Source organism: Sphingobium sp. B8D3B (assembly GCF_025961875.1).
Lineage (GTDB): Bacteria > Pseudomonadota > Alphaproteobacteria > Sphingomonadales > Sphingomonadaceae > Sphingobium.
In genome coordinates this window covers 866,398-892,635 of the sequence record NZ_JAOQON010000001.1, presented here as the reverse complement: position 1 = coordinate 892,635, position 26,238 = coordinate 866,398, and the positions used below count along the sequence as shown (strand labels likewise).

Below are 26,238 nucleotides of genomic sequence, written 5' to 3'. Positions count from 1 at the left end.
CGCGCGGAAAGCCGTGACCTATAGCAGCGAGCGGATCTGATCCACGCACAACACCGCAAATAACAGCGACGCCAGGCCGAGCATCAGGTTCGACCACCAGCCCGAGCGCCATTGCGCGGGCACGGCTTTCGAATTGAGCAGCCACATGAGCGTGACGGCAAGGAAGGGCATGAAGAAGGCACCGAACGCGCCATAGGCGATTATGAGCGCAAAAGGCTGGCCCAGAAACAGCAGGAGCATGGGCGGGAAGGTGAGCCAGAGGACATAGAAGCGGAAGGCCGGCGTCCGGTCCAGCGTCGCCGCGATGGCCGGATCATGCACGGCAGTTTCCCCTGCCCGTTCCGCCCGGATACTGCGGACGAAGTCCGCGAACAGTAGGGACACGCCTTGCCAGACGCCGAGCACCGACGAAAAGGTCGTCGCCGCGAACCCGATGAGGAACAAGGTCGCCACGGTGCGCCCGAAGCGCGCCTCCAGCACCGCGCCCAGGTCGAGCAGGCCCCGGTCGCCACCGGAAAGCGCGATCTGCGCGGTGTAGAGCAGTTCGGCACCGACGATGAGCATGGCGATCACGAAGACCCCTGTCGCGATATAGGCCACGCGATTGTCGAACCGCATCATCGGGATCCAGGCTGGGGAGCGCCAACCCTTGGCGTTGACCCAATAGCCATAGGCCGCGAGCGTGATCGTGCCGCCGACGCCGCCGATGAGGCCCAAGGTGTAAATGGCCGAGCCCTCCGGCAGCGTGGGCGCGAGGCCGATCAGTGCTGCGTCGAGATCCGGCATGACGAGGATCGCAAGCCCGACAACGACGACGAACATGACGCCGATCAGCAGCTTCATCACGGCCTCGAACACCGCATAGCGATTGAACAGGACGAACAGCGCGCCGGCGAGGCCCGAGGCCATGCCCCACGCCCAGAATGGCAATAGGCCCGGAAACATCGCGGCGAGCGGCAGCGCGGTCGCGCTCATCGCCGTGCCGCCATACACGAAGCCCCAAATCAGGATGTAGATGCCGAAATACCAGCTCGTCCAATGGCCGAGCGACCGCCAGCCTTGCAGCATCGTCGATCCAGTGGCGAGATGATAGCGCCCGGTCGCCTCGGCCAGCGCGATCTTGATGATGCAGCCGATGACGGCGGCCCAGAGCAACGCATAGCCAAAGCGCGCGCCGGCAATGAGCGTGGCGACAAGATCGCCCGCGCCCACGCCGGTCGCGGCCACGACGATGCCGGGGCCGAGCCGTTTCCAGCGCTCCAGTCCGACGGGCGGGGTTTCGTCTAGCGGTGTGGAAGGCAAGTCGGGCGCATCTCGGTTTTGCCTGTGCTCGCTTGCCATCCTGTCAGTCCCCCACACTTGCCGTCCGCGAGGGGTATAGCGCGATTTTGGCGGTGTGGTGATTTTCCTGCGGGGGAGCCGATGATGTACGCTTGGATGCGCTCCTGCGAAGGCAGGAGCCTGGGGCGGCTAGGCTCGTCGGTTTGGCCCTGGGCTCCTGCCTTCGCAGGAGCACCCTATTCAGAAAGGCCAGCGAGCGCCTATCGCACCGCGCGCGCCACGGTCTCGCACAAGGTGTAGACCAGCGCGCCGGGCTCGAGCTGCAGCGGGGTGACAGCGCCGGCGCCGAGACGCTGCGCTTCCTCATAGGCGGCGATGCCCGGCCCGAGGCTGGGTGCGGGCGCGCCCCGCAGACGGCGGGCAATGTAGCGCGGCACAAGATCGACAAAGGCTTCGAGGCGGGGGCGAGCCGCAACACCCGAGAGCGCGCTCATCAGGCCGGCGCGGGCGCCCTCCCCGCCGCGTCCACCCTGCGCGATGGCATCCAGCGCGCGCTCCAGCCCGGGCAGATCCAGATCGCGATTGGCGATCGCCTGTCCCGGCGACCCCTCGGCACTGGCCGCCAGCGCGGCGCGCTCAGGCTCTGGCACCTCCGGCAGCGCGGCCGCCAGCGCCTGCGCCATGCTCGGATCATCCAGCGGTGCGAAGCGCAGCACCCGGCAGCGGGAGCGGATGGTGGGCAGCAGGCGACCGGGCCGATGCGCCACGAGCAGGAAGATCGCACCCGTCGGCGGCTCTTCCAGGCTCTTGAGCAGGGCGTTGGCTGCGCCAGCCTCCAGATCGTCCGCGCTGTCGATCAGCACGACCCGCCGGCTGCCCATGGAGGGCGCGCTGTGCAGCAGCCGCGAGAGGCTGCGCACCTGATCGACGGTGATGTTGCGGGCGAGTGCGCCGCTGTCAGTCTTGCTGTCGCGCTCAAGTCGTTCGAGCCGCATGAAATCGGGATGGGCGCCGCCATCGAACAGGCGCATGGCCGGGTCTGTGGGGTCCGGCGCGAGCCGGTCGGACGGAACGGGACGACCCGCGCCGCTCACCAGTAGCCGCCGAGCGAAATCATAGGCGATCCCGGCCTTGCCCAGCCCTCGCGGCCCGGCGAAGATCCAGCCATGATGAAGGCGCGTCGTCGCGCTGGCCTCGATCAGCGTCGCGATCTGCTCGTCATGGCCGAGCCAGCGCGTCACGGCAGCCAGTCGGCGAGCGCGGCCAGCAGCCGGTCGCGCACCGTCTCCATCGACCCGCTGGCATCGATGTCCCGGAAACGCGCAGGTTCAGCGGCTGCGAACCGGCGGAAGGACTCGGCCACATCGCGATGAAAACCAGCATCGCGGCCGCCGATCCGATCCACCGCCCCGGCATCGCGCGCGCCGGCCCGCTCGCTGCTCTCATCGAGCGGAAGAGCGAGCAGCAGGGTGCGATCCGGCAACAGCCCGCCCGAGCCGATGCGGTGGAGGGTCAGAATGTCGTCGTCGCTCAGCGCGCCGCCCACGCCCTGATAGGCACGGCTGCTGTCCAGAAAACGGTCGCAGATCACCCATTTGCCGGCCTCCACGGCCGGCAGAATGGTGCGCTCGGCATGATCGGCCCGAGCCGCAGCGAACAGCAGCGCCTCGGCGCGCACGCTCCAGCGATCCGCCGCACCGGAGAGCAGGAGGCCGCGAATGGCCTCGGCCCCCTCGCTGCCACCGGGCTCGCGGGTCAGCACTGTCTCGATGCCGCGCGCCTCAAGCGCCTCCGCGAGCAGACGGGCCTGCGTGGACTTGCCGACGCCCTCTCCGCCTTCCAGCGTGATGAAGCGGCCGCGCGTCATGCCGGCGCTCAGCTAAAGAAGGAGAGGAAGCCGTTCCACAGGCGAGCCAAGAAGCCGCCTTCCGAGACGGCTTCCTTGGCTACGAGGGGCAAGGTCTGCGTAGTGCCGTCACCGGCATCCACCACCAGATGAGCAATCTCCTGCCCCTGCGCGATCGGCGCCTTGATCGGGCCGCGATAGACAACGCGCGCCTTGATCTCACCATTCGCCGCCGCAATCGGCAAGGTCGCGACGAGATCCCGCGGCGTCACCAGATCGACCGAGCGTGCCCAGCCGCCCTGAACCTGCGCCTGCCCCAGGGTAACGCCCTTCTTCGCCAGCGGCTTGGACCGCCAGGCCTTGAAGCCCCAGTCCATGAACCGCACGGATTCCTCCACGCGGCCATTGAAGCTGGTGAGGCCCGCGACGACCATCACGAGACGGCGGCCATTCTGCTGGGCCGAGCCGGTGAAGCCGTAGCCTGCCTCCTCGGTATGGCCGGTCTTGAGGCCATCCGCGCCATCCACACGCCCGAGAATCGGGTTGCGATTGGCCTGGCTGATCTCCGATCCGCCCATGGTCTGGCCCCAGGTGAAGGATTTGACCGTGTAGAATTGCTTGTAGAGGTCCGGCGTCTCTTCCAGCGTGTTGCGGGCCAGCGTCGCGAGATCGCGGGCGGTGGTGTAGGTGCGGCCTTCGTCGGGCCAACCGGTGGTGTTCGCAAAATGGCTGTTGGTCATGCCCAGCCGCTTGGCTTCGGCATTCATGAGATCGGTGAACGCCTCTTCCGATCCGGCAATGCCCTCGGCCAGCACCACGCAGGCATCATTGCCCGAGAGCGTGACGATGCCGTGCAGCAGATTCTCGACCGAGACCTCCTCATTGACGGAGAGGAACATGGTCGAGCCCTGGCTGTGCCACTTGCGCCAGGTCTCCGGACGGACGGTGAACTTCTGGTCGAGCCGCAGCTTGCCCTGCTTGATGAGATTGAACGCCACATGCGCGGTCATCATCTTGGCCATCGAGGCCGGCGGCATCCGCCGGTCCGCATCCTTGTCGAACAGCACCCGGCCGGACGACAGATCGACCATATAGGCGACGGAGGCCTCGGAGGTGTAGCTTGGCGTGTTCGCCTGCGCGGCGGACAGGAAGAACGGCAGGACGAGGGCAATCGGCAGAAGTGCGCGCATGGGAAAATCCGGTCGTTGACAGGTCATCGCGCGCCCTGCGGGCATCGCGGCTTCGCTTCGTCCTTAGCCATCCGCCATGGCTCTGCCTAGCCCCGGATCAAGGCCGCACCGCATCGGCCAGCAGGCCGACGGACAGCGCGTAGAAGTTCGAGCAATTGTAATCGAGGATCACGCGGTAATTGCCGGTGAGCAGATAGGCCGTCTTGCCCGGGCCATCCGGCTCGATCAGCGTCGCCTGAATGCTGCCATCCGGCCAGGAGCCGCCCTCCGGCATGATTCCGAGCGCCTGCCACTCGCGCATCGAAAGCCAGCGACTGTGACGACCGAACACGCGCGGGCAGCGAGTGGGATTGAGCGTGCTGGTGATCCGCCCGCGATCGAACCCGGCCGGCAGCCGCACCGCGACGCCCCAGGGCTCGCCTTTGCGCCAGCCGGCGCGCTGGAAATAATTGGCGATGGAGGCCAGCGCGTCGGGCTCGCTCGACCAGATATTGGGCGTCCCGTCGCCATCGGCATCCACCGCATCGCGCAGATAGACGCTAGGCAGGAACTGCGGATAGCCAAACGCGCCAGCATAGCTGCCGACCAGCCGCTCACGCGGAACGCCGCGTTGCATCATCGACATCACGGCCAGCAGTTCCGGCTCGAACAGCGCACGCCGGCGCCCTTCATAAGCCAGCGTCGCCAGCGAGCGGAGCAGGTCGAAATCGCCGCTGATCGTGCCGTAATTGGTCTCATGGCCGTAAATCGCGACCATGATCTCCTCCGGTACGCCTGTATCGCGCTCGATCGCCACCAGCAGCGCGCGATTGGCATTATAGACCGCGCGGCCGCGGGCAATCTTCCGCGCATCGATGTGGCGCTGGCGATAGGGCTCGAAGTCGGGAATCGGGGCATTGTCGGCCGTCGGCAGATTACCGCGATCCAGCGCCGCAACACGCGGATTGAAGCTCAGCCCGGCAATTGCACGGTCGAATGTCGCATCGCTCACGCCTTGCGCCCGCGCCTTGCCCCGCAGGCTCTCCAGGTAGCTTGTAAATCCGGTCGCCGTCTGCGCATCGACCGGATCATTCGACGACGGCAGCGCCTGCGCACTGGCGGGGACTTGCGCCGCGAGGGAAAGACCAAGAGCGAGACCGCATAGCGGCAGGAGCCGACGGCGAAGCGAGTGCGTTGTCATCGGTGCATATTGGCAGAGTTGACGCAGGACGCGCAAGGCAAGCCTCCGCAATTGGGCGCATCGCCCCTGCGACGAACCGCCCGCTCTACAATCCCCCCTCCGCGCGGGCTTCCTTTGCCGATCAGTTTCGACTAGGGCGCGGGACAACGGACAGGTGGCCGAGTGGTTTAAGGCAGCGGTCTTGAAAACCGCCGTGGGTGGAAGCTCACCGTGGGTTCGAATCCCACCCTGTCCGCCAAATCTTCTCACGCGGGCTTTCTCTTCCGGTCGCTAGTCTTTGGCGGCAATGGATCTTGCGCCACCCCGATTCCCCACATGTCCAAAAGTTCATGCAGGCGCCATGCTCCGGTTCGGTGCGCGGGGCCATAAGGGGCTTGCGATCCACGAAGGGTCGCTTGTTGAAGGAGATACCCTCATGAACCGTCGCCTGATCATTGCCGGCCTGGCATCCCTCGCAGCCATCGCCACGCCGGTTGTCGCGTCGGCCAAGACGGCACCGGCGAAGGAGAGCCATCACAAGGTGGCCAAGCCCGCCAAGCCCGCCAAGAGCACGACGACTGCATCGCTCGCTGCCCCGGCCAAGAGCACGACCGACAAGAAGTGACCCCCGTCACCGGAGCCATGCCGTCCCTCCCCTTGCCCGCATGGCTCCGGTCGACCGCTTCATCGAACAGGCATGATCCTGTCGGCAGCGGAAGCAGACCGAAGGCCGCTCAGCCTCCCACGCCGATGAGAATTTCAACCGCGAACAGACCATGGCGGCGGGTGAAACGGACCTGACCGCCATGCATGCGCGCCACGGCCGCGACGAGCGATAATCCAAGCCCTGCGCCCGCCTGCCCGCGCGCGGCATCCAGCCGACCAAAGCGCCGCAGGGCCTCTGCTTCCCGATCCGGCGCAATCCCCCGGCCTTGATCGGCAAGACCAACGATCACGTCCGCGCCCTCGCGATCCAGATACAGCGTCATCGCACCCGCGCCATATTTGAGCGCATTGTCGAGGAGGTTGGCGAGCGCCTGCCCTAGCAGTTCGCGATGGACGCTGACCTCGACCGGCCGCTCGATTGCGATGGAAAGGCTGCGGCCTTGCTCCTCGACAAGTGGCGCGTACAAGTCTTCCAGATCGGCGAGCATCTCGCCCAGCAGCGTGGGCCGGAAGCGCTCGCGCCCGATGCCCGCCTCTGCGCGGCTGATCTCCAGCGCGGTGGTGAGCATGGCGAGCAGCTGGTCCGCCTCGCGGCTGATGCCCTCGATGGCCGTGCGCATCGCGGCCGGATCGTCCGTCTCCAGCGCCCGGTCGATTCGTGCGCGCAGACGGGTCAACGGCGAGCGGAGATCGTGCGCCATGCTATCGGTGACGGTGCGCAGTTCGTCGATCAAGCTGCCGATCCTGTCCAGCATCCCATTGATCGCCTCCCCCAACCGGTCGAAGCTGTCCCCGGAACCGTGCAGCGGGACGCGCTGCTCGATATCACCCGCGCCTACGCCCTCTGCCGTCGCGGCGATGTGTCTGATCCGCCGATCGATGATCTGCACCACGAACCAGGCGCCGGCGAGCGCCAGCGGCAAGGCGAGCGCCAGCGCGGTCAGCAGGGCCTCGTGAACAGTCTGGCGGATCTGATCGCTGGCCTCGGCGCGGCGGCCGACGAGCAAGCGGCGCCCATCGCCAAGACGTGCGGCGGTGATGCCGAAGGGGGCCGGCTCTGCATCTCCCAGCCGATAAAGCTCGGCACGCGTCCAGCCCGCCTCGGCCGGGACATTGGGCGGCCAGTCCGAGAGGTTTCCAGACACTTTGCGCCCGTTACGATCCACGAGCAGAATGAGCGCGTCGTCATCTTCCGCCGTTCGCTCGGCGATTGCCCGGTTCAGCGCCTGCGCGCCTTCATCCCGGCCGATCATCAGCAGGCTGTCGCGATCCTCAACGGCGATGCTGCGGTCGGCCGCCGCGAGGTCGACGCGCACGAACTGCGTGACCGAGGCCAGCAATGCCGCGCCGAAGACCAGCTCCAGCAGCAATATCCAGCCCATGAAGCGGACATGCGACGAGCGCAGCCAGCGCAGGCCCGCCCCGGATGCGACACCCGGTCGACTCATTCGCCCAGCCGGTAGCCCGCGCCGCGCACGGTGTGGATCAGCGGGACGTCGCCCTCGGTATCGATCTTCCGTCGCAAGCGGCTGACATGCACGTCGATGACGTTGGTGCCGGGGTCGAAATGATAATCCCACACGCCTTCGAGCAGCATCGTGCGGGTGACGACCTGCCCTGCGTAGCGCATCAGATATTCGAGCAGCCGGAATTCGCGCGGCTGAAGCTCGATGCGTCGGCCGCCGCGCTGAACGGTGCGCTTGAGCAGGTCCATGTGGAGATCGCTGCAGGCAAGCGTGGTCTCCACCGATGTACCATGGCCGCGCTTGCGCATCAGCAGTTCCAGCCGGGCGAGCAGTTCGGCAAAGGCGAAGGGTTTGACGAGATAATCGTCGGCTCCGGCCGTCAGCCCCGTCACGCGGTCATCGACGGAGCCGAGCGCGGTAAGCAGGATCACCGGTGTTTCAATGCCGGCAGCACGTAGCGCACCCAGCACGGCCATGCCATCCATGCCCGGCAGCATCCGGTCGAGAATGATCGCGTCATAGCCGCCATCGGTCGCCATGAAGAGGCCGTCGCGCCCATCCGCGCTATGATCGCCGACATGGCCATGTTCGCCCAGCCCCTTCAAGATGAACTCGGCCGTCGCACGATCATCTTCGACCAAGAGTATTTTTCTGCCCATTCCACCGTCCCTGCCGCCATTATTTGCCGCATCGTCGAGCGCGGGCCTCATATCGCACGGCGCCGTGCGCCAGCGATAGCGGAATGTCGCAATGGTCGGGATCGTCGATCATATGCCGCGCCACGCCGAGCCTTCGCACCGCATGCCCATCCACAGCGCGCAATTGATCGCCCACCGCGATCGGCCCGCCCCCTGCCTGCCCGTCCCGCAGGCTGGTCACAACGATCCGGCCAGCCTTGTCCTCGCCCAGCGTGAACCCGGCATGCGCAGCATGGCGAGGCGCGGCCGCGGACGGGGGCACGAGATGAGAGGACAGCAAGGGTGGCGCTCCCGCCAGCGGAACGAGAAAGATATAGAGGAGGCGGTTCGGGAGGCCCATGACATCCGGCCTAGACCATCGCGAATGGCGGGCGGCTGACCGCCACATGACATGAAGTTCATGAAGCGGCCACCGCGTTGACCGGCTGTCACTGCCAGAGGATAACCCTCAGACGATCATGGACATGAGAGCAGCATGACGAGGCGCGGAGGACGGATGCGGAACACGGCAATCACGCTCGCGGCCCTCATGGCGCTGGTGCTCCTTGGATTCGGCTGGTTGGGCTATCTGGGCAGCGACCCGTTCACGGTTTTGCGCCCCGCCGGCTACCAGCCGCGCGCCGGTGCGCCTGTGGCGGTCATCTTTTCCGGCGACATGGGCTTTCGGGTCGGCATGGGACCCAAGATCGCGCAGCGCCTTGAAGCAGCCGGCATCCCGGTAGTGGGCGTCAACAGCCTGACCTATTATCGCCAGACCCGCACCCCATCTGAGGCTGCTGCGCTCATCACCCGGGCACTGGCGCAGGCGCGCGCCGTGAACCCGCAGGGGCGCGTGGTGCTGATCGGCCAATCCTTTGGCGCGGATATGCTCCATGTCGGCCTCGCCAACCTGCCGCAGGCGCAGCGTCGCAATATCGCTCTGGCCGCGCTCTTCGTGCCCGGCGCGACGGTCGAGTATCGTGCATCGCCAAGCGAGGTGCTGAGCTTCTGGGAGACCGAGCATGATGCCCTGCCTACCGCGCGCACGCTCAGCTGGCTCCCCTTGCTCTGCGTCTACGGCAAGGAAGAACTGCACAGCCTCTGCCCCCGACTCCACCTGCCTAATCTGCGCATTCATGGCCTGCCTGGTGGGCATCAACTGAACTGGGATGTCGCGGCGGTTACGGGGCTATTGTTCGACGCGTTGAAACAGGCCGGGATCAATCCTCATGGCTAAGCTGCTCGCGATAGCCGTTGCCGCCATGATCGGCGCCTTTACGCCGGCCCATGCCGAGAACGCCATTGCCGGGCATTGGATCAATCCGCGCGGCACGGTGGTCGTCACCACGGGCGATTGCGACGGCGGCCTGTGCGGCTGGGTGAGCTGGGCGAACGCGACCGCCCTTGCCGATGCCGCCGACGCTGGGGTCTCCAGGCTGATCGGGACCAAACTCCTGCAGGATTATCATGCCAAGTCACCGGGGCATTGGGCGGGCCGCGTCTATGTGCCGGACCTTGGCCGCACCTTCTCGTCCACCATCGAGCAGCTCGACCGGGATCGGGTGAAGATTTCCGGTTGCCTGATCGGCGGCTGGCTGTGCAAAAGCCAGATCTGGGTCCGCCAGGTTCAGGCCGAATAGCGCCCGATGGCTTCCGGGGGGCAGATGAAGACCATGACTCAGCGCCATCGCACGATCCTGACCATCGGCGTTGCCTTGCTGTTGGCCGTGCTCGGCTTCGTGGCGCTCAGCCACTTGCTGCGCGAGGTCCATCTGCGCGACGTGCGGGCGGCATTCCACGCCTTGCCTCCACTCGCCTTTCTGGCTGCCGCGCTCCTCACCGCGTGCAGCTATGCCGCGCTGACTCTGTATGATGTGATGGCTCTGCGCACCATTGGGCGCCCGCTGCCTTACCGCACCGCCGCGATCGCCTCGTTCACCAGCTACACGCTGAGCCATAATCTCGGCCTCTCGCTGCTGACCGGCGGGTCGGCGCGATATCGGGTGTACAGCGCCGCTGGGCTCGGCGCCGGGGATATTGCCCGCGTGATCCTGATCGCCAGCCTCACCTTCTGGAGCGGTGTGTTCGTGCTCTCCGGTGCCATGCTCGCCTGGCGGCCCGAAGCGCTGGCTTTTGACGGGATGGTCATCCCGCCTGGCGTGCTGCGTGCGATCGGGTTCGCCTTGCTGCTGGCGACAGTTGCGGTCCTCTTCTGGTCCGGAAGACAGGGGCGGACGTTGCACGTCCGTCGCTGGTCGCTCCCGTTGCCGCCGGCGAAGCAGATCATCGCGCTCATTGGGATCAGCGCGCTCGATCTTGCAGCGGCCAGCGCGGCGTTGTTCGTGCTCATTCCTGGCATCGAGATCAGCGCCTGGCCGGCCTTCTTCATCGGCTATACCCTGGCAATCGTCGCCGTGCTCATCACCCATGTCCCGGGCGGGATTGGCGTGTTCGAGGCGATCATGCTGATTGCCTTGCCCAATGTGGACCGGCCGGAGCTGGTCGCCGCCCTGCTGGCCTATCGCCTCATCTACTATATCGCTCCGCTGATTGTGGCGGCCGTGCTGATCGTGGTGCAGGAGGGCGCGCGCTGGCATAAGCCCATCGGGCGAACGCTGCGTGGCGCTCAGGTCGTCGCCTCCGGCATGGCGCCGCTGATGATCTCCGCGCTGGTCTTTTTCGGCGGCACGGTGCTGCTGATCTCCGGATCGCTGCCGACCATCCCCTGGCGCGCCAACACCGTGTCCGACATTGTGCCGCTGCCGTTCGTGGAGCTTTCCCACATGGCCGGGAGCCTGATCGGCGCGGCTCTATTGGTGCTTTCCGCCGGGCTTTACCGTCGCCTTGACGGTGCTTTCTGGCTTACGCGCCTGCTGCTTCTCGCCGGCGCGGTCTTCTCGATCGTGAAGGGGCTGGATTATGAGGAAGCAGGCGTCATGCTACTCATCGCGGCCGCGCTGCAATGGTCCAAGCCCGCTTTCTACCGACGGACGCGCCTGCTGGCGGAGGCCTTCTCGCCCGGCTGGCTGGCGACGATTGCGGTGGTGGTCGGCCTGTCGATCTGGATCGGTCTGTTCGCTTACCGCCATGTGGATTATCAGAATGATCTGTGGTGGCGCTTTGCCGAGCGGGCCGATGCCGCGCGGTTCCTGCGCGCAAGTCTTGCCGTCGCGGTGTTGCTCGTGGGCGTCGGCCTTGCCCGCCTGTTCGAGCCGGCCCGAGCCGAACGCATCGTTGAAGCTGGAGCCGATGAACCTTCGGCAGCGGCTATCGCACTGGCCGACCGGACCGATGCGAACCTCGCCTTCACCGGAGACAAGCGCTTCCTCCACTCGCAAAGCGGCCGCGCTTTCCTGATGTATCAGATCAAGGGCGCCAGTTGGATCGTGATGGGCGATCCTGTCGGCGCGGAGGACGAATGGTCCGATTTGCTCTGGGACCTGCGCGAAAAGGCGGACGCGGCGCAGGGACGCCTGCTGCTCTACCAGATCAGCCCGGTCGCCCTGCCGATGGCCATTGAGCTGGGCCTGCGCATCACCAAATACGGCGAGGAAGCCCATGTCGACCTCGCGACATTCTCGCTCGATGGCCCCAGCGCCAAGTCGCTGCGCCATGCAGAGCGCCGGGCGACGCGCGAGGGCGCGACGTTCGAGGTCATCCCTGACGCCGACGTGACCACCCATATGGGCGAACTCGAGCGCGTCTCCGATTTCTGGCTCAAGGCCAAGGGCCAGCGCGAGAAGGGCTTTAGTGTCGGTCGTTTCGATCCGGCCTATCTGGCAAGGTTCGATTGCGCCGTCGTGCGCAGTCAGGGGCAGATTGTCGCCTTCGCCAACATCTGGCCGACACAGACCCGCTCGGAACTCTCCATCGACCTCATGCGCCATGACGACGCCGCACCTTATGGCACCATGGACTTTCTGTTCATCCGCTTGATGCAATGGGGGCAGCAGCAGGGCTACCGCTGGTTCAACATCGGCATGGCGCCGCTCTCCGGGCTGGAAGCGCGCCGCCTCGCGCCTTTGTGGTCAAAGCTCGGGGCGTTTCTCTATCAGCATGGCAATGCCTTTTACGGCTTTGAGGGGCTGCGCGCCTATAAGGAGAAATTCTCGCCCGAATGGGAGCCGCGCTACATCGCCGGGCCCCAGGGCATCTCGCTCGCCCGCGCGCTCATCGACCTGCAGAGCCTCATCGGCGGCAGCCCCCAGACCTGATCCATCGTCAGCGCTTCAGGGGCGCTTGCGCGCGAGGATGATCTGCGCCAGCAACGCCGCATTGCTATCGAAATGGTGCCCGCCCGGCACGACATATTGCTGGGCCAGCCCCTGCGGGATCTTACCGCAGGCACTCTCGTCTTCATCCTGCCCGCGCACGCACTGGACCGCCAGGCCGCGCAGCCGCGTAATCGCCGGAATGGTCGGCAGCCCGCCACTATCGCCCACGTCCAGCCAGTTGCTGAGGTGAAACTGGAAATCCGCCGTGCTGCTCAAACCGAGCAGGGATACGCGCTCGATCTTGCTGCGGACAGCCGACGGTAGAGCATCGACCATGAACGGCAGGGCATCCGCGCCGAAGCTGTAACCAATGAGTAGAACCCGCGGACGCGCCCAACGTTCGCTGAACGTCTCGATGAGCGCCGCGAGATCGCGCCCGGTCCCGGCAGGCGTGCGCGCGGTCCAGAAATATTCGAGGCTGTCCACGCCGACCACCGGTATCCCCGCGGCAGCCAACTGGCTCGCCACGTCGCGGTCGATGCTCGCCCAGCCGCCATCGCCCGAATAGATGATCGCCATCAGATCACGGTTCATCGGCGTCGGCGCCGCCTGCACCAATGTGAGCGGCATGGTGAGGTGCGGGAGCGCGCCGGCGGGAGGGCGCGGCTGGTCGCGCGGCAGCAGCGCCATCGTCGCATCGGCGATGGCTTGCGGCCATGCCTGCGCGGCTGGGGGCAGCGTTTTCTGGTTGGCGCCCGGCACCGCGCGCACGAAGGATTGCGTCCGGCCGACTTGCGCCGCCGTGCCCATGACGAGCCACGGCACGCCAATCTGCCTGTTCGGCTTCAACGACCAGCGGCCGGTCTGCCCGGCTCGCGCAAAGGACGCGCCGCCGGTCGCGCACCATGGGCTGGCGCTGGTCACCTGCGGCGTGAAACCAATCGAAATCACCCCACGGTAGGGCGCGTTGGGCCATTGCGAGAGCGCAGCATAAGCAAGGGCGGCCCCCGCACCCTGGCCGATCAGCACGGGCTTGAGATAGGCCTCAATTCCCGCACGATGCTGAAGGTCCTTGGAAAGATCGTTGATCGGCGCATTCAGGTTGAGGCAGCGTTGATGCCAAGCCTGAACGGTCTTGAGCAACGTAGCGGCCGAAACCGTCGCAACGAGCAACCCGCGCTCGCTCAAGCCCCGCGCGATCGGGGCGGCCGTCGGCGAATCCGAAAGAAAAATTACGGCACCCTGCGGCGCACCGGCCGGCCGGTCGACATGCACGGCGCCGAAGGGCGCCAGCCGATAGGATGCGCCCGGCGCGGCGGCGGGTATGCGCCCCTGCGCAGTCGCGCTGACCGCACCCAGCAATCCCAACGCCAGAAAGCCGAGCAGTTTCTTGCGCATGTTCTACCTCGTGTTCGATCCGACCGTCGGCGACCGCGTCGCCCGATGCCTCTAGCGGGCCGGAATACTACAGCGCCCGCTGCTCGGCGAGATGCAAGGTGGGCTCGTCGCAAAAGCGATCACTCACCCCTCTTGACGTGCCCCCTGCCCCGGCCGACTAGAGCCCGGCGAGGATGGAGCAGAGCATGACCGGCAGAGCAGTTCAGATGGCGGGATGGCAGACCGAGCATGTCATCGGATTTCGCCCGACCATGTCCGCCTTCCTGCTCAAATCCTTCAAGGGCTGGCTGACCCTGGCCGGATCGATCCTCCTGCTCGGGATTCCGTTTATTGCCGTGGGCGTGGTCGCGCTGCGCTATCGCATGACATGGTACGAGCTGAGCGGCGAGCGCCTGTTCATTCGGCAGGGCATCCTCGCCCGGACGGAAGAGGAGATCGAACTCTACCGCATCAAGGATGTGCGCGCGGATTTCTCCATCATTCAGCAGATGTTCGACGTCGGCAATCTGCAGATCATCTCCTCGGACCTGACGGGCGAAGGCGTCGATCGGCGCACCGTGCTCCGCATCAGCAACCTGGAAAATGCGCGCCATATCCGCACGGAGCTTCGCAACCGCGTGGAGCGCGCGCGCAGGATCAAGGGCGTGCGCGAAATCGACATGTAAGCGCACCGGGCGCGCCGCCGGACTGGCCGGAACAGCGCGCACAAAAAAGCCCGGCCGTTTCCAGCCGGGCTTCCTTGAAATCGAGCGTTCGACTCAGGCGAAGCTGACAGTCGTGCGACGACGACGCATCATCGTACCAGCAATCGCAAACCCGCCGATCAGCATCATCCACGTGGCCGGCTCAGGCACAGGCGCCGCAACCGGCGAAACGCTGCCGGACAGGGCGAAGCGCGTGCCGCCATTCCACTTCACGACGGTCTCGTTCGAGAGCGCCAGCGACGTGCCATCAGCCGTGAGCGGGCTCGCGAAGACCAGCGAGATGCTCGAAATCGGCGAGAGGAACGATGCGCTCAGACCGAGGGTCGAAGACCAGGTGAAGCCAAGGGCATCCGCCAGCGTGTAGGTGTCGCCCGGGAAGTTGCCGAAGAAGCCGTAATTGTTCTTCGTGGTGCTGATTGAGAAATCGAGCAGCGTCGACAGATCGTTGCTGGTGGTGAACGATCCCGTCAGCGCACCGCCGCCAACGAAGTTCACATCATCCAGCGTGAACGTGACTGCTGCAGAGGCAGGCGCTGCCGCCAGCAGCATCGCACCGAGCGACGCTGCCGCCAAAAGTGATTTACGCATGATAATCTCCCACATGTGTCGCTGCGAGTCTGCAGCTGACGGGAGGCGCATAGCAGACCTTAGAATATGATTAACAAGAATATTAACCATTGCTGTTCTAAAATGGGCCACTCTTATCGTTTCGACCGCCACCAGCCCAGCAGGCTCGCGCCGGGCCAATCAGGCATTCCCGCGAAAGCCCCAGCCTCGTTTGACTTGAATTATCCCGCCACTTATGGACGGCGCCAAAGATCAATTGCTTGGCTGCACCTGCTGCGTCGCGGCCCTTAAAGAGCAGAAGGCTCTATGAGGGCATTCCACCTGGGAGAGATCAAGCGTGACGCGCGCGACCGCCGGACATGGGATCGGGACGAACAGCAAATGGGCCGACATCACAGGCCGCATCAGGAAAGGCAGGACCGCGTGAACGCTCTCGCAACGGACAATCGGCCAGTTGGCGGCGCCAAGCTGATCGACGGCAAGACCGTCGCCTTCAAGATGCGCGACGAGCAGCGCGCGCGGGTCGAGGCACTTCAGGCGCGCGGCGTGACGCCGGGTCTTGCGGTTGTGCTGGTTGGTGAGGACCCCGCATCCGCCATCTATGTCAGCCGCAAGGTGAAGGCCTGCGAAGCGGTCGGCATCAAGTCGATCAGCCATCGTCACCCGGCCACCATCACCAACGAGGAACTGCTGGTACTGATCGGCAAGCTGAATGCCGATCCCAATGTCCACGGCATTCTCGTCCAGCTGCCCCTGCCCAAGCATATCGACATGGAGAAGGTGCTGGAGACGATCGCGCCCGAGAAGGACGTGGATGGCTTCCACCTTTACAATGTCGGCGCGCTGGTGGTGGGGCGCCAGGTCTTCCCGCCCTGCACGCCTTATGGCGTGATGAACCTGCTCAAGCATGAGGGCATCCCCATCGAGGGGCGCAATGTCGTCGTGGTCGGCGCATCCAACATCGTCGGCAAGCCGATGGCGCTTATGCTCATGGCCAATGATGCGACGGTCGCGATCTGCCATGCCAAGACGCGGGATCTCGGACAGTGGACCATCCTGGCCGATATTCTCGTCGTCGCGGCGGGCGTTCCGAACCTGATCGTGCCGCAGATGGTGAAGACCGGTGTGGTGGTGATCGACGTCGGCATCAATCGCCTGCCCGATGGCCGCGTGGTCGGCGATGTGGATTTCGAGGGCGTTTCCAAAAAGGCCAGCCACATCACGCCCGTGCCAGGTGGCGTCGGCCCGATGACCATCGCCATGCTGCTGGAGAACACCATCCAGTCAGCCGAGCGGATCGCAGCCAATAAGGAAGGCTGATCAGCCTTTCAGCGCACTGGCGGATTGCCCGCCGGTGCGCTCCGCCTTCATCAATTAGCCGACGCGCCGCGCTTCAATGGCCGCATAACGGTCATCGATCGGGGTGATGCCGGTCATTTCGAGCCCGGCCGCGCTCAACAAGGCGCGATACTCGGCCTCCGTTCGCTCCTTGCCGCCAACGCTGAGCATGACCAGGTCGCCCCGGATCACGTCTTCATCGCCCGGGCCGACACGGTCGCGCACGATCCGCTCGATGATCAGGATGCGTCCGTCCCCAATCGCATCCCGGCAGTTGGACAGGATTGTCCGACACCGCGCGTCGTTCCAATCATGCAGAATGAATTTGAGGAGAAGGAGGTCCGCGCCGGGCGGAACAGCGTCAAAAAAGCTGCCGCCGAGATAGGCAATGCGACCTCGAACGGACTGCCCATCCTGCCAATTGAGCGCAGCGTCGCCGAGCGTTGCCAGGTCGAAAATTTCGCCGCGAAGGTGGGGATAGGCTTCGAGCAGGCCAACGAGCAGTGCGCCATAGCCGCCGCCGACGTCCCGCACCGTCTTCACACCCGAAAAGTCATAGGCCCGCGCGAGAGCCCGGCCGACACGCAGGCTCCCTTCTGCCATGGCGCGGTTGAAGACATCCGCCCGCGCCGGATCAGCCTGCTGTTGGACGAAATGATCAGGGCCGGACGGCACGGAGGGCTCCCCGCTCATCACGCTGACACCCAGATTGGCGAAGCTGTTCCACATCCGCTCATTCCAATGTCCGCTCATGCCATAAAGCGAATCCGGCGCGTCCTTGCGCAGGCAGTCCCCGAGCGGCGTAAGCGAGAAGCGATCCGAGCCCTCATGCGTGACAAGGCCAAGCACCGCCAGTGCGCGCAGCAGGCGCATGACCCCGTCCTCACTGCAACCCAATGACTGGGCGATAGCCGCGCTATCGTGGTGTCCGGCAGCGAGTTCCTCGATGAGGCCCAGCCCAACCGCCTCGCCAATCACCTTGGTCTTCCAGGCCGCGGTGATCATGTCGATTAGTCGATGCCGCTCTTCACGGTCGATTGTGCCGTCCATCCTCTTCCTCCCTTATCGGATGCCATGATGGCAGAGCCGCCATCAGCGCTCAACCGCGCCCATCATCGACGATTGACTTGTGCGGACACGCAGCGTCAAGAGAAGCGCCATGGCTGAACCGACCCGCCCGCCTGAAGCGGCTCCCGTCCTGTTCTTCGATTCCGGCGTGGGGGGGCTGTCCATCCTGCGCCCCGCCATGGCCCTCCTGCCGACGATGCCCATCGTCTATGCCGCCGACAATGCCGGCTTTCCCTACGGCATCAAGAGCGAGGCGGAGATCGCGGCGCGCGTCCCGGCGCTGCTGGGCCGGCTGGTGGAGCGCTACCGCCCCCGCATGGCCGTGATCGCCTGCAACACCGCTTCGACCATCGCCCTCGCCTCCGTACGTGCGGCGCTCGATATTCCCGTCGTCGGCACGGTGCCGGCGATCAAGCCGGCCGCTCTGGCCTCGAAAACTCGAGTCATCGGCGTGCTCGGTACCGATGCCACGGTGCGACAGCCCTATGTGGATCGGCTCGCCCGCGAGCATGGCGCGGACTGTACGGTCTTGCGGCATGGCAGCGCCGCTTTGGTCGCTTATGCCGAGGCGCGGCTGCGCGGTGCACCGGCCGACCCGGAAATTCCGGCTAGTGCTCTCGCCGGCCTGCTCGAGCAGCCGGGCGGAGACCGGATGGACATGGTGGTCCTCGCCTGCACGCACTTTCCGTTGGTGGAAGCTGAACTGGCCGAGGCCGCGCCGCACCCCATCACCTTTCTCCACGGTGGCGACGGAATCGCGCGGCGGATCGCCTGGCTGAACGGCAAGGCGCCCTGGCCAGCCGAGCCGGCGCCAGGCAAAGCCGTCTTCACTGGTCCCTCGCCGGACGTTGAAGCGCTCACCCCCGCGCTGCTCACCTACGGCATCACCAAAACCGAACTGCTTTGAGCCAAATCAAAGCGTCGCGGCGCTGCATCAGTAGACGCCAATATCGACTTGCAAGCCATTATCAGTGGAATTGCGAGCCATAGACCGCTAGAGGCGCGGTATCGAGACGGGACAAGCTGCCGACCATGAATTATCAGCATGTTTTCACGCAGGCGATCGAGCGTCTGCATGGCGAGGGCCGCTACCGGGTCTTCATCGACATTCTGCGGAACAAGGGCGCCTTCCCCAATGCCCGCTGCTTTGCCGGGCATAACGGTCCGAAGCCGATCACCGTCTGGTGCTCCAACGATTATCTCGCCATGGGCCAGCACCCCAAGGTGATCGCCGCCATGGAAGAGGCGCTGCACGATGTCGGCGCCGGCTCGGGCGGCACGCGCAACATCGGCGGCAACACCCATTATCATGTCGATCTGGAAGCCGAGCTTGCGGATCTGCACGGCAAGGAGAGCGCTCTGCTCTTCACGTCCGGCTATGTCTCGAACGAGGCCACGCTCGCCACGCTGGGCAAGCTGCTGCCCGGCTGCATCATCTTTTCCGACGCGCTCAACCACGCCTCGATGATTGCGGGCATCCGCAATTCGGGCTGCGAGAAGCGCGTGTTCCGTCACAATGACGTAGCGCATCTGCGCGAACTGCTGGCCGAGGCCGATCCGGATGCGCCCAAGCTGATCGCCTTCGAGAGCGTCTATTCGATGGACGGCGACGTGGCGCCCATCCACGACATCTGCGACCTTGCCGATGAGTTCAACGCGCTCACCTACTGCGATGAAGTGCATGCCGTAGGAATGTACGGCCGGCGCGGCGGTGGCATCACCGAGCGGGACGAGGCGGCGCACCGCATCACGATCCTCGAGGGCACGTTGGGCAAAGCCTTTGGCGTGATGGGCGGCTATATCGCTGCCGACAAGGTGATCATCGATGTGATCCGCAGCTATGCGCCGGGTTTTATCTTCACTACCTCCCTCTCGCCCGTGCTCGTTGCCGGCGTGCTCGCGGCCGTGCGTCACCTCAAGCAGAGCCAGGTCGAGCGCGACGCGCAACAGGCTGCAGCGGCGTTCCTCAAGGCCGAGATGGCCAATGCCAATCTGCCGGTCATGCCGTCGGTCACCCATATCGTGCCGCTGATGGTGGGCGATCCGGTGAAGGCCAAGCGGATCAGCGACATTCTGCTCGCCGAATATGGCGTGTATGTGCAGCCCATCAACTTCCCCACCGTGCCGCGTGGTACGGAGCGGCTGCGGTTCACGCCCGGCCCGTCCCACAGCGAAGAGATGATGCGTGAGCTTGTCTCCGCGCTGGTCGAGATTTGGGATCGGCTGGATTTGGAGTTCCGCAAGGCGGCCTGACCCGCGGCACGGGAAATCGGGCGAGCGGTTCCGATTTCCTACCCATTTTTTGCCAGCTGTGTTACACTTCTCGCGTTGAGGCGGGGAGTTTCGCTGTTTATCATCGAGTCGGCTGTGCATTGCGGCTGACGGTGCGCGGAATTCCGCTTTGCCCCTCGATAGGAGGGACATCCGATGAGAAAATTAACCGACGAATGCACGGACATGGCGAGAGCCATGCTGGATGCCGAATTGTACGCAATCGCCCGTCGTGCGGCTGCGCGCGAGTCGAATACGCCGCTGCAACAGGCGGTGAACACCGAAATTGCCCGTCGTAATCTGCCCTTCCGGGGTGAACTGCGTTACGGTTGAGCGCGCCGCGCTAGGTGGCGCTAACGCTGACTTGCGCGCACGAGATCGGCGAGCTTGTCGCTGGCGATGGCCGGTGAACGCAGAAAACCCTGATAACAGGTGCAGCCCGCCCGGGCGAGAAGCGCGAGTTGCTGTTCGGTTTCCACACCCTCGGCAATCACGCCCAGCCCGAGCGAGCGCCCCATATCGATGATCGCGCGGACGATCACGCGATCACGCGCAGTGCCCTCGATATCGCGCGCGATGCTCCGGTCGATCTTGAGATAATCGAGCGGCAGCGCCTTGAGATAGGCAAGGCTGGAATAGCCGGTTCCGAAATCGTCGACCGCGACCTTGAGCCCCGCCTCTCGCAATTGCGTGAGCAGCAGCGAGGCGCCGACGAGATGCTCGACCAGGCCGCTTTCGGTCAGTTCGACGGTCAGACGCTCGCGCGCGAAGCCCGATGCATCGACGGTCTGGAGGAAGTTCTGCAGGAAATCCGGCTCGGAGATATCAGCCGCGGTCACGTTGATCGCTAACCGCAGATCGCGCAGTTCCTCGGGCCATGCCGCCGCCTCCGCCAGTGCCCGCGCATGAATATGATCGGAGAGCGGCAGCATGAAATCGGATCGCTCGGCGATGGCAAACAGCGCGCCGGCGCCGATCTCGCCATAATGAGGGTGCTGCCAGCGCGCGAGTGCTTCGACGCCGACGATGCTATCATCCTCCATCGCATATTGCGGCTGGAACAGGAGCTGGATCTGGCCGGAATCGAGCGCGTGGCGCAGGTCGTTCTGCAAGCGATCATCATCCACGATGCGGCTGGCTTCGTCCGCCACCCGGATGCGGATGCCGCCCTGCGCACTGCCGCGTCGGGCGTCCGCGAGCGCATTGCTTGCGCGGCGCAGGATCGTCTCGGCCGCATCGCCCGATTGACCGGGCGCAAGGCCGCAGCGCGCCGTCAGGCGAATGAGATAGTCGCCCGCGTTGAAAGGCCGACTGATTTCCGCGACGATTTGCTGCGCAAGCAGCGTTGCCCGCTCTACGGATGGCAGCGCGGTTTCAGGCCCGCCCAGCACGGCGATGACAAACTCTGTGCCGGTGATCCGCGCCACCAGCGAGTCGCGCGGCGCCATGGCATCGACGAGCCGCTGGAGGCGGATCGCGACGCGAGAGAGCATCGCATCGCCGACCAAGCGCCCATAAGCGCTGTTGACCCGGTCGAAATCGCCAAGCCCGATCAGCAGAACCGCCGGCAGCCGCCCTTGCGCCAAATGATGGTCGAGCCAGCGGATCACGCCTTGGCGGCTGGCAAGGCCCGTCATCGGGTCCCGATCCCGCCGGTTGGCGCGATGATGCACATCGAGTTCCTCGACCTCACCGCTAAAGCCCTGCGCGTCCGGATAGAGATGCTGGACCAGCCGTCGATCCGGCTGGGACGGGACGGCATGGGCAAAGGCGGAGGGCATCAGGTCGTCAACGGCGCGACGGATCGCAGCCACGGCCCCTGCCCGGTCCGCCCGATCCAACGCACGGACCAGATCGGCAATGCCCAGCCGGGCATGGTCGGCATCGGGCACCATGATCCGCAGCAGATCGCCCAGCGCAGGACTGATCGCAAGGGTCCGCTCGGCGCCATTCCAGCGCCAGAACAGGCCATCACTGCGTGCGACGGCATGGCGGTTGCCCGCCGCGGCCAGACTGCCGATCAATCGCTCGGCGAGTTTGTCCGCGGTGCGCAGCGCGATGGTGAAGCGGGCCTCGTCAACCTCGCCATCAAGCAGATGGGTGGCGCCGGCGGCGATCAGCCCGGGGACGTGCGGCGCGCCGACGTCTTCAACGAGGAGCAGCAAGGCGCCCCCGGAGGCTTCGACGGCGGCCGCCAGTGCTTTCACCATCTCAAGCGCATCATCCGGCGCCACGCCGCGCAGATCGATGACCGCGATGCGCGCCAGGCTCCCGAGATAGCGGCTCTCGGCCCTGTCCAGCCGCCGCGCCGCGATCGGCTTCCACCCGGCGCGCGCAGCACAGGCGGAAAGCGCGTCACGGTGCGCGGCCGAGAGGATGAACAGCGGCAGTCCCCCCATGTCCCCGGACGGGCCGGAGGACTGGTCGCCCACTTCATGGGGCCGGGTTGCGGCAGGCTCTCTCACAATGGTCGCGATCCGTTCAGGCTTGTGGATTAGCGGACGGGATCGAGCGCAACCGACGCGCGATGGTTGCGCCTTCCCCCCGCATCGCCTAGCTAATGCGTATGGCGAACGCAATCGACAGCCTCCCCGACGCAGCTCCGGCCATGCGCGACAGTCACGGTCGCCGCATCGACTATTTGCGGATTTCGGTGACGGACCGCTGCGATCTGCGCTGCCGTTACTGCATGAGCGAGACAATGCAATTCCTCCCCCGGCGGGAAATCCTCACGCTGGAGGAAATTGCCGTCATCGCCGAGCGCTTCATTGCCCGGGGCGTCCGCCGGATTCGCCTGTCCGGCGGCGAGCCGCTGGTGCGCCGCGATTTCGGCGACCTCGCCCGTGCCCTTGGCCGCCATGTGAAGGCCGGTCGGCTGGACGAACTGACGCTGACGACCAATGGCACGCAACTCGCGACCTATGCCGACATGCTGTTCGATGCCGGCATCCGGCGCATCAACGTCAGCCTGGACGCCCTCGACCCGGATATTTTCGCGCATGTGACGCGCGGCGGCGATATCGCCAAGGTGCTCGGCGGTCTTGAAGCCGCGCGGCAGGCGGGCCTCAAGGTCAAGCTCAACACCGTGGCGCTGCGCGACACCAACGAAAGCCAGATCCTGCCGCTGCTCGATTATTGCGCGGAGCAGGGCTTCGATCTCACCCTGATCGAGACGATGCCGCTTGGCGAAGTGACGGAGGATCGCTCGGATCGCTTCATGCCGTTGATCGAGGCAATCGCCCCGATTCGCGAGCGGCACGCTCTCATCCCGTTGGATGACCGCACCGGCGGGCCGGCGCGCTATTTTGCCCTCTCCGGCCTCAAGACCCGGCTGGGCCTCATCACGCCGCTCTCCCAGAATTTCTGCGCCGATTGCAACCGGATGCGCCTCACCTGCCAGGGACGCATCTACATGTGCTTGGGGCATGAAGATCATATCGATCTCAAGGCCGCATTCCGCGAACAGGGTGTCGCGGGAATCGATGCCCTGCTCGACCGGGCACTGGCCGCCAAGCCGCTGGCACATGACTTCAGCGTCGCGGCAGGCGCGCAGCCCGCCACGCGCCGCCACATGAGCGTAACGGGCGGATAACGCCACCTCATGGCCGATCGCAAACTTGCCCTGCTGGCCTCGCCCACGGACGCTGCGCAGGAAGCCGCGCGGCGGCTGCAGGCGGTCATTCCGTTCGTCAGCCTCAACGAGGCCGATATCATCATCGCGCTGGGCGGCGACGGCTTCATGCTGCAGACGCTTCACACGCTGCTGGAGAGCCATCGTCGGGTGCCCGTGTTCGGTATGAACCTGGGCACCGTCGGCTTCCTGATGAACGAATGGCGGCAGGACGGGCTGGACCAGCGCCTCGACAAGGCCAAGGCGTTCAAGGTGAACCCCTTGCGGATGCACGCCGTGACAGTGAGCGGCGAAACCTTCGCAATGCCCGCGATCAACGAAATCTCCCTGTTGCGCGAGACGCGCCAGACCGCCTGGCTCGAAGTTTCGGTCAATGGGCGAGTCGTGATTCAGGAACTGGTTTGCGACGGCGCGCTGGTGGCCACGCCAGCCGGCTCCACGGCCTATAATCTATCGGCACACGGGCCCATTCTCCCGCTCGACTGCGGCCTCGTCGCGCTCACGCCGATCAGCCCCTTCCGTCCGCGCCGCTGGCGGGGCGCGATTCTGCCGGAACGCAGCAAGATTCGGCTGCGCGTGGTCGACCCCGTCAAGCGTCCGGTCTCCGCCGTGGCCGACCAGCGCGAAGTGCGCGATGTCTCGCAGGTCGAGATCGCCGTGGATTTCGCCATGCCGCTCACGCTTTTGTTCGATCCCGAGCACACGCTCGACGATCGGATCGCGGCTGAACAATTTATCTCATGAGTGCTCTTGCGTTTCTTTCAAACCCGCTGCTATAGGCGCGGCCTCGCCGGACGAAAGCCCGGCTGCTCCCCGATAGCTCAGCGGTAGAGCATTCGACTGTTAATCGAATGGCCGTAGGTTCGAATCCTACTCGGGGAGCCACTTTCCACACATTGCCGGACTGCTGAGGCGGACTTGCCGGCCCGCACTGCCGCAAAAAGGGTTAGCCGCGTTGACAGGCTCGCCTCTCCGCTCCCATGAGCGGTCGGCCATGAAACTTGCTTATCTTCTCAACATGTATCCGCTGATCAGCACGACGTTCATCCGTCGCGAGATCGGTGCGATCGAGGCGCTTGGTCAGCCGGTCGAGCGCTTTGCCCTGCGGCACTGGGATGGTGAGCTGGTTGACCCAGAAGATATCGCCGAGCAGGCGCGCACGCACTATATCATCACCGGCAGCAAGGCGGCGCTGCTGTGGGACGTGCTGCTCACCTGCCTGCTACATCCGGTCAGAACGCTGCGGGTACTGCCGCTCTGGTGGCGGGTGTGGCGCAACGCGGGGCGAAACCTTGTCGCCCATGTCGCCTATCTGCTGGAGGCCATGGCTTTCGCTCGCCGCGCCAATGCGCAAGGGATCGATCACGTCCACACCCACTTCTCGACCAACGCGACCACGGTGGCGATGCTGGCGCGGCGGCTAGGCGGGCCATCCTACAGCTTCACGGTCCATGGTCCCGATGAGTTGGTGCCCGGCGAGCCGGCCCGCCTCTCCATCCGCGAGAAGGCACGCGATGCGGCTTTCATCGTCGCCATCACCCGTTACTGCCACGATCGCATCGTAGCGGAGGCCCCAGAGGCGGCCCAGAAGGTCCGCATCGTCCATTGCGGCATCAACCTCGCCGACTTCCCCTATCAGCCTGCCCCGCCCGAGAGCAGCCGAGTGATCTGCATCGGCCGCCTGTGCACCAACAAGGGCCAGATCCATATTCCGCCTGCCGTCGCTGCTGTGATTGGGGAATTTCCCGATCTTGTGGTCGAGCTGATCGGCGGCGGGGACGACGAGGACGCGCTACGGGAGGCGATCCGCGCCCATGGCGTCGAGGATCATGTCATCCTGCACGGCTGGGGCACCGGTGCCTATGTACGGGAGCAATTGCTGGCCGGTCGCGCCATGCTGCTGCCGAGCTATGCCGAGGGCCTGCCCATCGGAATCATGGAAGCCTTCGCCATCGGTCGACCGGTGCTGAGCACGACCATTGCGGGCATCCCCGAGTTGCTTGACGAGCGCTGTGGCTGGATTTTCGCGCCTGGCGATGAGGACGCCATCGCCGAGGCCCTACGCGGCATCATGCGCGCCACGCCCGAGCAGCAGGCTGCGCTGGGCGCCGAGGCGCGGCGCCGGGTGGAAGAGCGGCACGATCTGTTCAAATCGGCCCAGACCTTGCTCGATTATTTCGAGACGGAAGCAGCCGCTGGCCGGCAGCATTAAACCAAACAAAAAAGGCGCCGGACCCGATGGTCTGGCGCCCTTTTTTAGAAGGCCGACGGTTAGACGGCCGTCCGATTAGCCGACGATTTCTGCCGGCTTGAAGAAGTAGGCGATCTCGATCGCGGCATTCTCTTCGCTGTCCGACCCGTGAACGCTGTTGGCTTCGATCGACTCGGCCAGTTCCTTGCGGATGGTGCCGGGCTCGGCATTGGCGGGGTTGGTGGCGCCCATGATGTCGCGATTGCGCTTCACGGCGTCTTCGCCTTCCAGAACCTGCACGACGACCGGGCCCGAAATCATGAACTCGACCAGCTCACCGAAGAAGGGACGCTCCTTGTGGACCGCGTAGAAGCCCTCGGCCTGCTCGCGGCTCATGTGGATGCGCTTGGATGCCACGACGCGCAGGCCGGCTTCCTCCAGCATCTTGGTGACAGCACCGGTCAGGTTGCGACGGGTCGCGTCGGGCTTGATGATCGAGAAGGTGCGGGTCGCCGCCATGAGAAATGCTCCGGTAAAGAAAACGAAAGAGTTGAGGTCGCGCGCGCTCTAC

The 26,238-nt window shown here is 65.3% G+C and carries 25 protein-coding genes and 2 tRNA genes; 14 read left to right on the top strand and 13 right to left on the bottom strand.

The features are described 5' to 3' along the window. Positions 1–18: 18 nt before the first annotated feature. From M2343_RS04150 to M2343_RS04130, 5 genes are all read right to left on the bottom strand, one after another. The gene (locus tag M2343_RS04150; RefSeq protein WP_264575696.1) at positions 19–1,302 is read right to left on the bottom strand and encodes an Nramp family divalent metal transporter; all 1,284 of its coding nucleotides are present in this window, start codon (positions 1,300–1,302) and stop codon (positions 19–21) included. 239 nt (positions 1,303–1,541) lie between these two features. After that, positions 1,542–2,522: a DNA polymerase III subunit delta' gene (locus M2343_RS04145; RefSeq protein ID WP_264575695.1), complete on the bottom strand. Its 981-nt coding sequence runs from the start codon at positions 2,520–2,522 to the stop codon at positions 1,542–1,544. Beyond that, positions 2,519–3,148 (bottom strand): dTMP kinase, encoded by a 630-nt coding sequence (tmk, locus tag M2343_RS04140; protein ID WP_264575694.1) that lies wholly within the window; start codon positions 3,146–3,148, stop codon positions 2,519–2,521. The genes M2343_RS04145 and tmk overlap by 4 nt, the downstream gene beginning before the upstream one ends. 8 nt (positions 3,149–3,156) lie before the next feature. Beyond that, the gene (locus M2343_RS04135) at positions 3,157–4,317 is read right to left on the bottom strand and encodes a D-alanyl-D-alanine carboxypeptidase family protein (protein ID WP_264575693.1); all 1,161 of its coding nucleotides are present in this window, start codon (positions 4,315–4,317) and stop codon (positions 3,157–3,159) included. 97 nt (positions 4,318–4,414) lie between these two features. Further along, a complete protein-coding gene (locus M2343_RS04130) occupies positions 4,415–5,497 on the bottom strand; it encodes a lytic transglycosylase domain-containing protein (RefSeq protein ID WP_413716038.1) in 1,083 nt (360 codons plus the stop codon). A 148-nt stretch (positions 5,498–5,645) separates the two neighbouring features. On the opposite strand from M2343_RS04130, the gene M2343_RS04125 reads away from it, so the two are divergent. Together M2343_RS04125 and M2343_RS04120 are read left to right on the top strand one after the other, a co-directional pair. Further along, positions 5,646–5,735 (top strand) — tRNA-Ser (locus M2343_RS04125). A gap of 177 nt (positions 5,736–5,912) precedes the next feature. Beyond that, the gene (locus M2343_RS04120; protein ID WP_264570395.1) at positions 5,913–6,101 is read left to right on the top strand and encodes a hypothetical protein; all 189 of its coding nucleotides are present in this window, start codon (positions 5,913–5,915) and stop codon (positions 6,099–6,101) included. A gap of 109 nt (positions 6,102–6,210) precedes the next feature. Here the strand turns inward: M2343_RS04120 and M2343_RS04115 are convergent, their stop codons facing one another. From M2343_RS04115 to M2343_RS04105, 3 genes are read right to left on the bottom strand one after another with little or no spacing between them, the layout of a single operon-like run. After that, a complete protein-coding gene (locus M2343_RS04115; protein WP_264575691.1) occupies positions 6,211–7,590 on the bottom strand; it encodes a sensor histidine kinase in 1,380 nt (459 codons plus the stop codon). Next, positions 7,587–8,267: a winged helix-turn-helix domain-containing protein gene (locus M2343_RS04110; protein ID WP_181559780.1), complete on the bottom strand. Its 681-nt coding sequence runs from the start codon at positions 8,265–8,267 to the stop codon at positions 7,587–7,589. The genes M2343_RS04115 and M2343_RS04110 overlap by 4 nt, the downstream gene beginning before the upstream one ends. Before the next feature lie 19 nt (positions 8,268–8,286). After that, the gene (locus tag M2343_RS04105; RefSeq protein ID WP_264575690.1) at positions 8,287–8,646 is read right to left on the bottom strand and encodes a hypothetical protein; all 360 of its coding nucleotides are present in this window, start codon (positions 8,644–8,646) and stop codon (positions 8,287–8,289) included. A 135-nt stretch (positions 8,647–8,781) separates the two neighbouring features. Here M2343_RS04105 and M2343_RS04100 point away from each other — a divergent pair, with 135 nt between their 5' ends. The 3 genes from M2343_RS04100 to mprF are packed head-to-tail and all read left to right on the top strand — an operon-like array spanning position 8,782 to position 12,499. Continuing rightward, a complete protein-coding gene (locus M2343_RS04100; RefSeq protein ID WP_264575689.1) occupies positions 8,782–9,522 on the top strand; it encodes a virulence factor in 741 nt (246 codons plus the stop codon). Then, complete coding sequence (locus M2343_RS04095; protein WP_264575688.1) at positions 9,515–9,925, top strand: DUF2147 domain-containing protein; 411 nt, start codon at positions 9,515–9,517, stop codon at positions 9,923–9,925. The genes M2343_RS04100 and M2343_RS04095 overlap by 8 nt, the downstream gene beginning before the upstream one ends. A gap of 24 nt (positions 9,926–9,949) precedes the next feature. Further along, positions 9,950–12,499 (top strand): bifunctional lysylphosphatidylglycerol flippase/synthetase MprF, encoded by a 2,550-nt coding sequence (mprF, locus tag M2343_RS04090; protein WP_264575687.1) that lies wholly within the window; start codon positions 9,950–9,952, stop codon positions 12,497–12,499. A 15-nt stretch (positions 12,500–12,514) separates the two neighbouring features. On the opposite strand, the gene M2343_RS04085 is transcribed toward mprF, so the two are convergent. Beyond that, positions 12,515–13,897, bottom strand: a complete 1,383-nt coding sequence (locus M2343_RS04085; protein WP_264575686.1) for an AcvB/VirJ family lysyl-phosphatidylglycerol hydrolase — start codon at positions 13,895–13,897, stop codon at positions 12,515–12,517. Between the two features lie 185 nt (positions 13,898–14,082). On the opposite strand from M2343_RS04085, the gene M2343_RS04080 reads away from it, so the two are divergent. Then, positions 14,083–14,562 (top strand): PH domain-containing protein, encoded by a 480-nt coding sequence (locus M2343_RS04080; protein ID WP_264575685.1) that lies wholly within the window; start codon positions 14,083–14,085, stop codon positions 14,560–14,562. A gap of 93 nt (positions 14,563–14,655) precedes the next feature. Here M2343_RS04080 and M2343_RS04075 read toward each other — a convergent pair whose 3' ends face one another. Next, on the bottom strand, positions 14,656–15,189 hold the full coding sequence (locus M2343_RS04075; protein WP_264572938.1) for a PEPxxWA-CTERM sorting domain-containing protein: 534 nt from the start codon (positions 15,187–15,189) through the stop codon (positions 14,656–14,658). Positions 15,190–15,591: 402 nt separating this feature from the next. Between M2343_RS04075 and folD the strand changes: the two genes are divergently transcribed. Then, on the top strand, positions 15,592–16,488 hold the full coding sequence (folD, locus tag M2343_RS04070) for a bifunctional methylenetetrahydrofolate dehydrogenase/methenyltetrahydrofolate cyclohydrolase FolD (protein ID WP_264575684.1): 897 nt from the start codon (positions 15,592–15,594) through the stop codon (positions 16,486–16,488). A gap of 54 nt (positions 16,489–16,542) precedes the next feature. On the opposite strand, the gene M2343_RS04065 is transcribed toward folD, so the two are convergent. Beyond that, positions 16,543–17,556, bottom strand: coding sequence for an acetylserotonin O-methyltransferase (locus M2343_RS04065; protein ID WP_264575683.1), 1,014 nt, complete (start codon positions 17,554–17,556; stop codon positions 16,543–16,545). Between the two features lie 109 nt (positions 17,557–17,665). Between M2343_RS04065 and murI the strand changes: the two genes are divergently transcribed. The 3 genes from murI (at position 17,666) to M2343_RS04050 (ending at position 20,178) form a co-directional block, all read left to right on the top strand. Continuing rightward, on the top strand, positions 17,666–18,481 hold the full coding sequence (murI, locus tag M2343_RS04060) for a glutamate racemase (RefSeq protein ID WP_264575682.1): 816 nt from the start codon (positions 17,666–17,668) through the stop codon (positions 18,479–18,481). 125 nt (positions 18,482–18,606) lie between these two features. Beyond that, positions 18,607–19,827 (top strand): 5-aminolevulinate synthase, encoded by a 1,221-nt coding sequence (gene hemA / locus M2343_RS04055; protein WP_181559791.1) that lies wholly within the window; start codon positions 18,607–18,609, stop codon positions 19,825–19,827. A 174-nt stretch (positions 19,828–20,001) separates the two neighbouring features. Beyond that, on the top strand, positions 20,002–20,178 hold the full coding sequence (locus M2343_RS04050; RefSeq protein ID WP_181559792.1) for a hypothetical protein: 177 nt from the start codon (positions 20,002–20,004) through the stop codon (positions 20,176–20,178). Positions 20,179–20,198: 20 nt separating this feature from the next. On the opposite strand, the gene M2343_RS04045 is transcribed toward M2343_RS04050, so the two are convergent. After that, on the bottom strand, positions 20,199–22,310 hold the full coding sequence (locus M2343_RS04045; RefSeq protein WP_264575681.1) for a putative bifunctional diguanylate cyclase/phosphodiesterase: 2,112 nt from the start codon (positions 22,308–22,310) through the stop codon (positions 20,199–20,201). A 143-nt stretch (positions 22,311–22,453) separates the two neighbouring features. On the opposite strand from M2343_RS04045, the gene moaA reads away from it, so the two are divergent. From moaA to M2343_RS04025, 4 genes are all read left to right on the top strand, one after another. Further along, on the top strand, positions 22,454–23,437 hold the full coding sequence (gene moaA, locus M2343_RS04040) for a GTP 3',8-cyclase MoaA (RefSeq protein WP_264575680.1): 984 nt from the start codon (positions 22,454–22,456) through the stop codon (positions 23,435–23,437). 9 nt (positions 23,438–23,446) lie between these two features. Further along, positions 23,447–24,220, top strand: a complete 774-nt coding sequence (locus M2343_RS04035) for an NAD kinase (RefSeq protein ID WP_181559794.1) — start codon at positions 23,447–23,449, stop codon at positions 24,218–24,220. 66 nt (positions 24,221–24,286) lie between these two features. Further along, a tRNA-Asn gene (locus M2343_RS04030) sits at positions 24,287–24,361 on the top strand. A gap of 109 nt (positions 24,362–24,470) precedes the next feature. After that, the gene (locus tag M2343_RS04025) at positions 24,471–25,688 is read left to right on the top strand and encodes a glycosyltransferase family 4 protein (protein WP_264575679.1); all 1,218 of its coding nucleotides are present in this window, start codon (positions 24,471–24,473) and stop codon (positions 25,686–25,688) included. Between the two features lie 75 nt (positions 25,689–25,763). Here M2343_RS04025 and ndk read toward each other — a convergent pair whose 3' ends face one another. After that, the gene (gene ndk / locus M2343_RS04020; protein WP_264575678.1) at positions 25,764–26,186 is read right to left on the bottom strand and encodes a nucleoside-diphosphate kinase; all 423 of its coding nucleotides are present in this window, start codon (positions 26,184–26,186) and stop codon (positions 25,764–25,766) included. Positions 26,187–26,238: the final 52 nt, after the last annotated feature.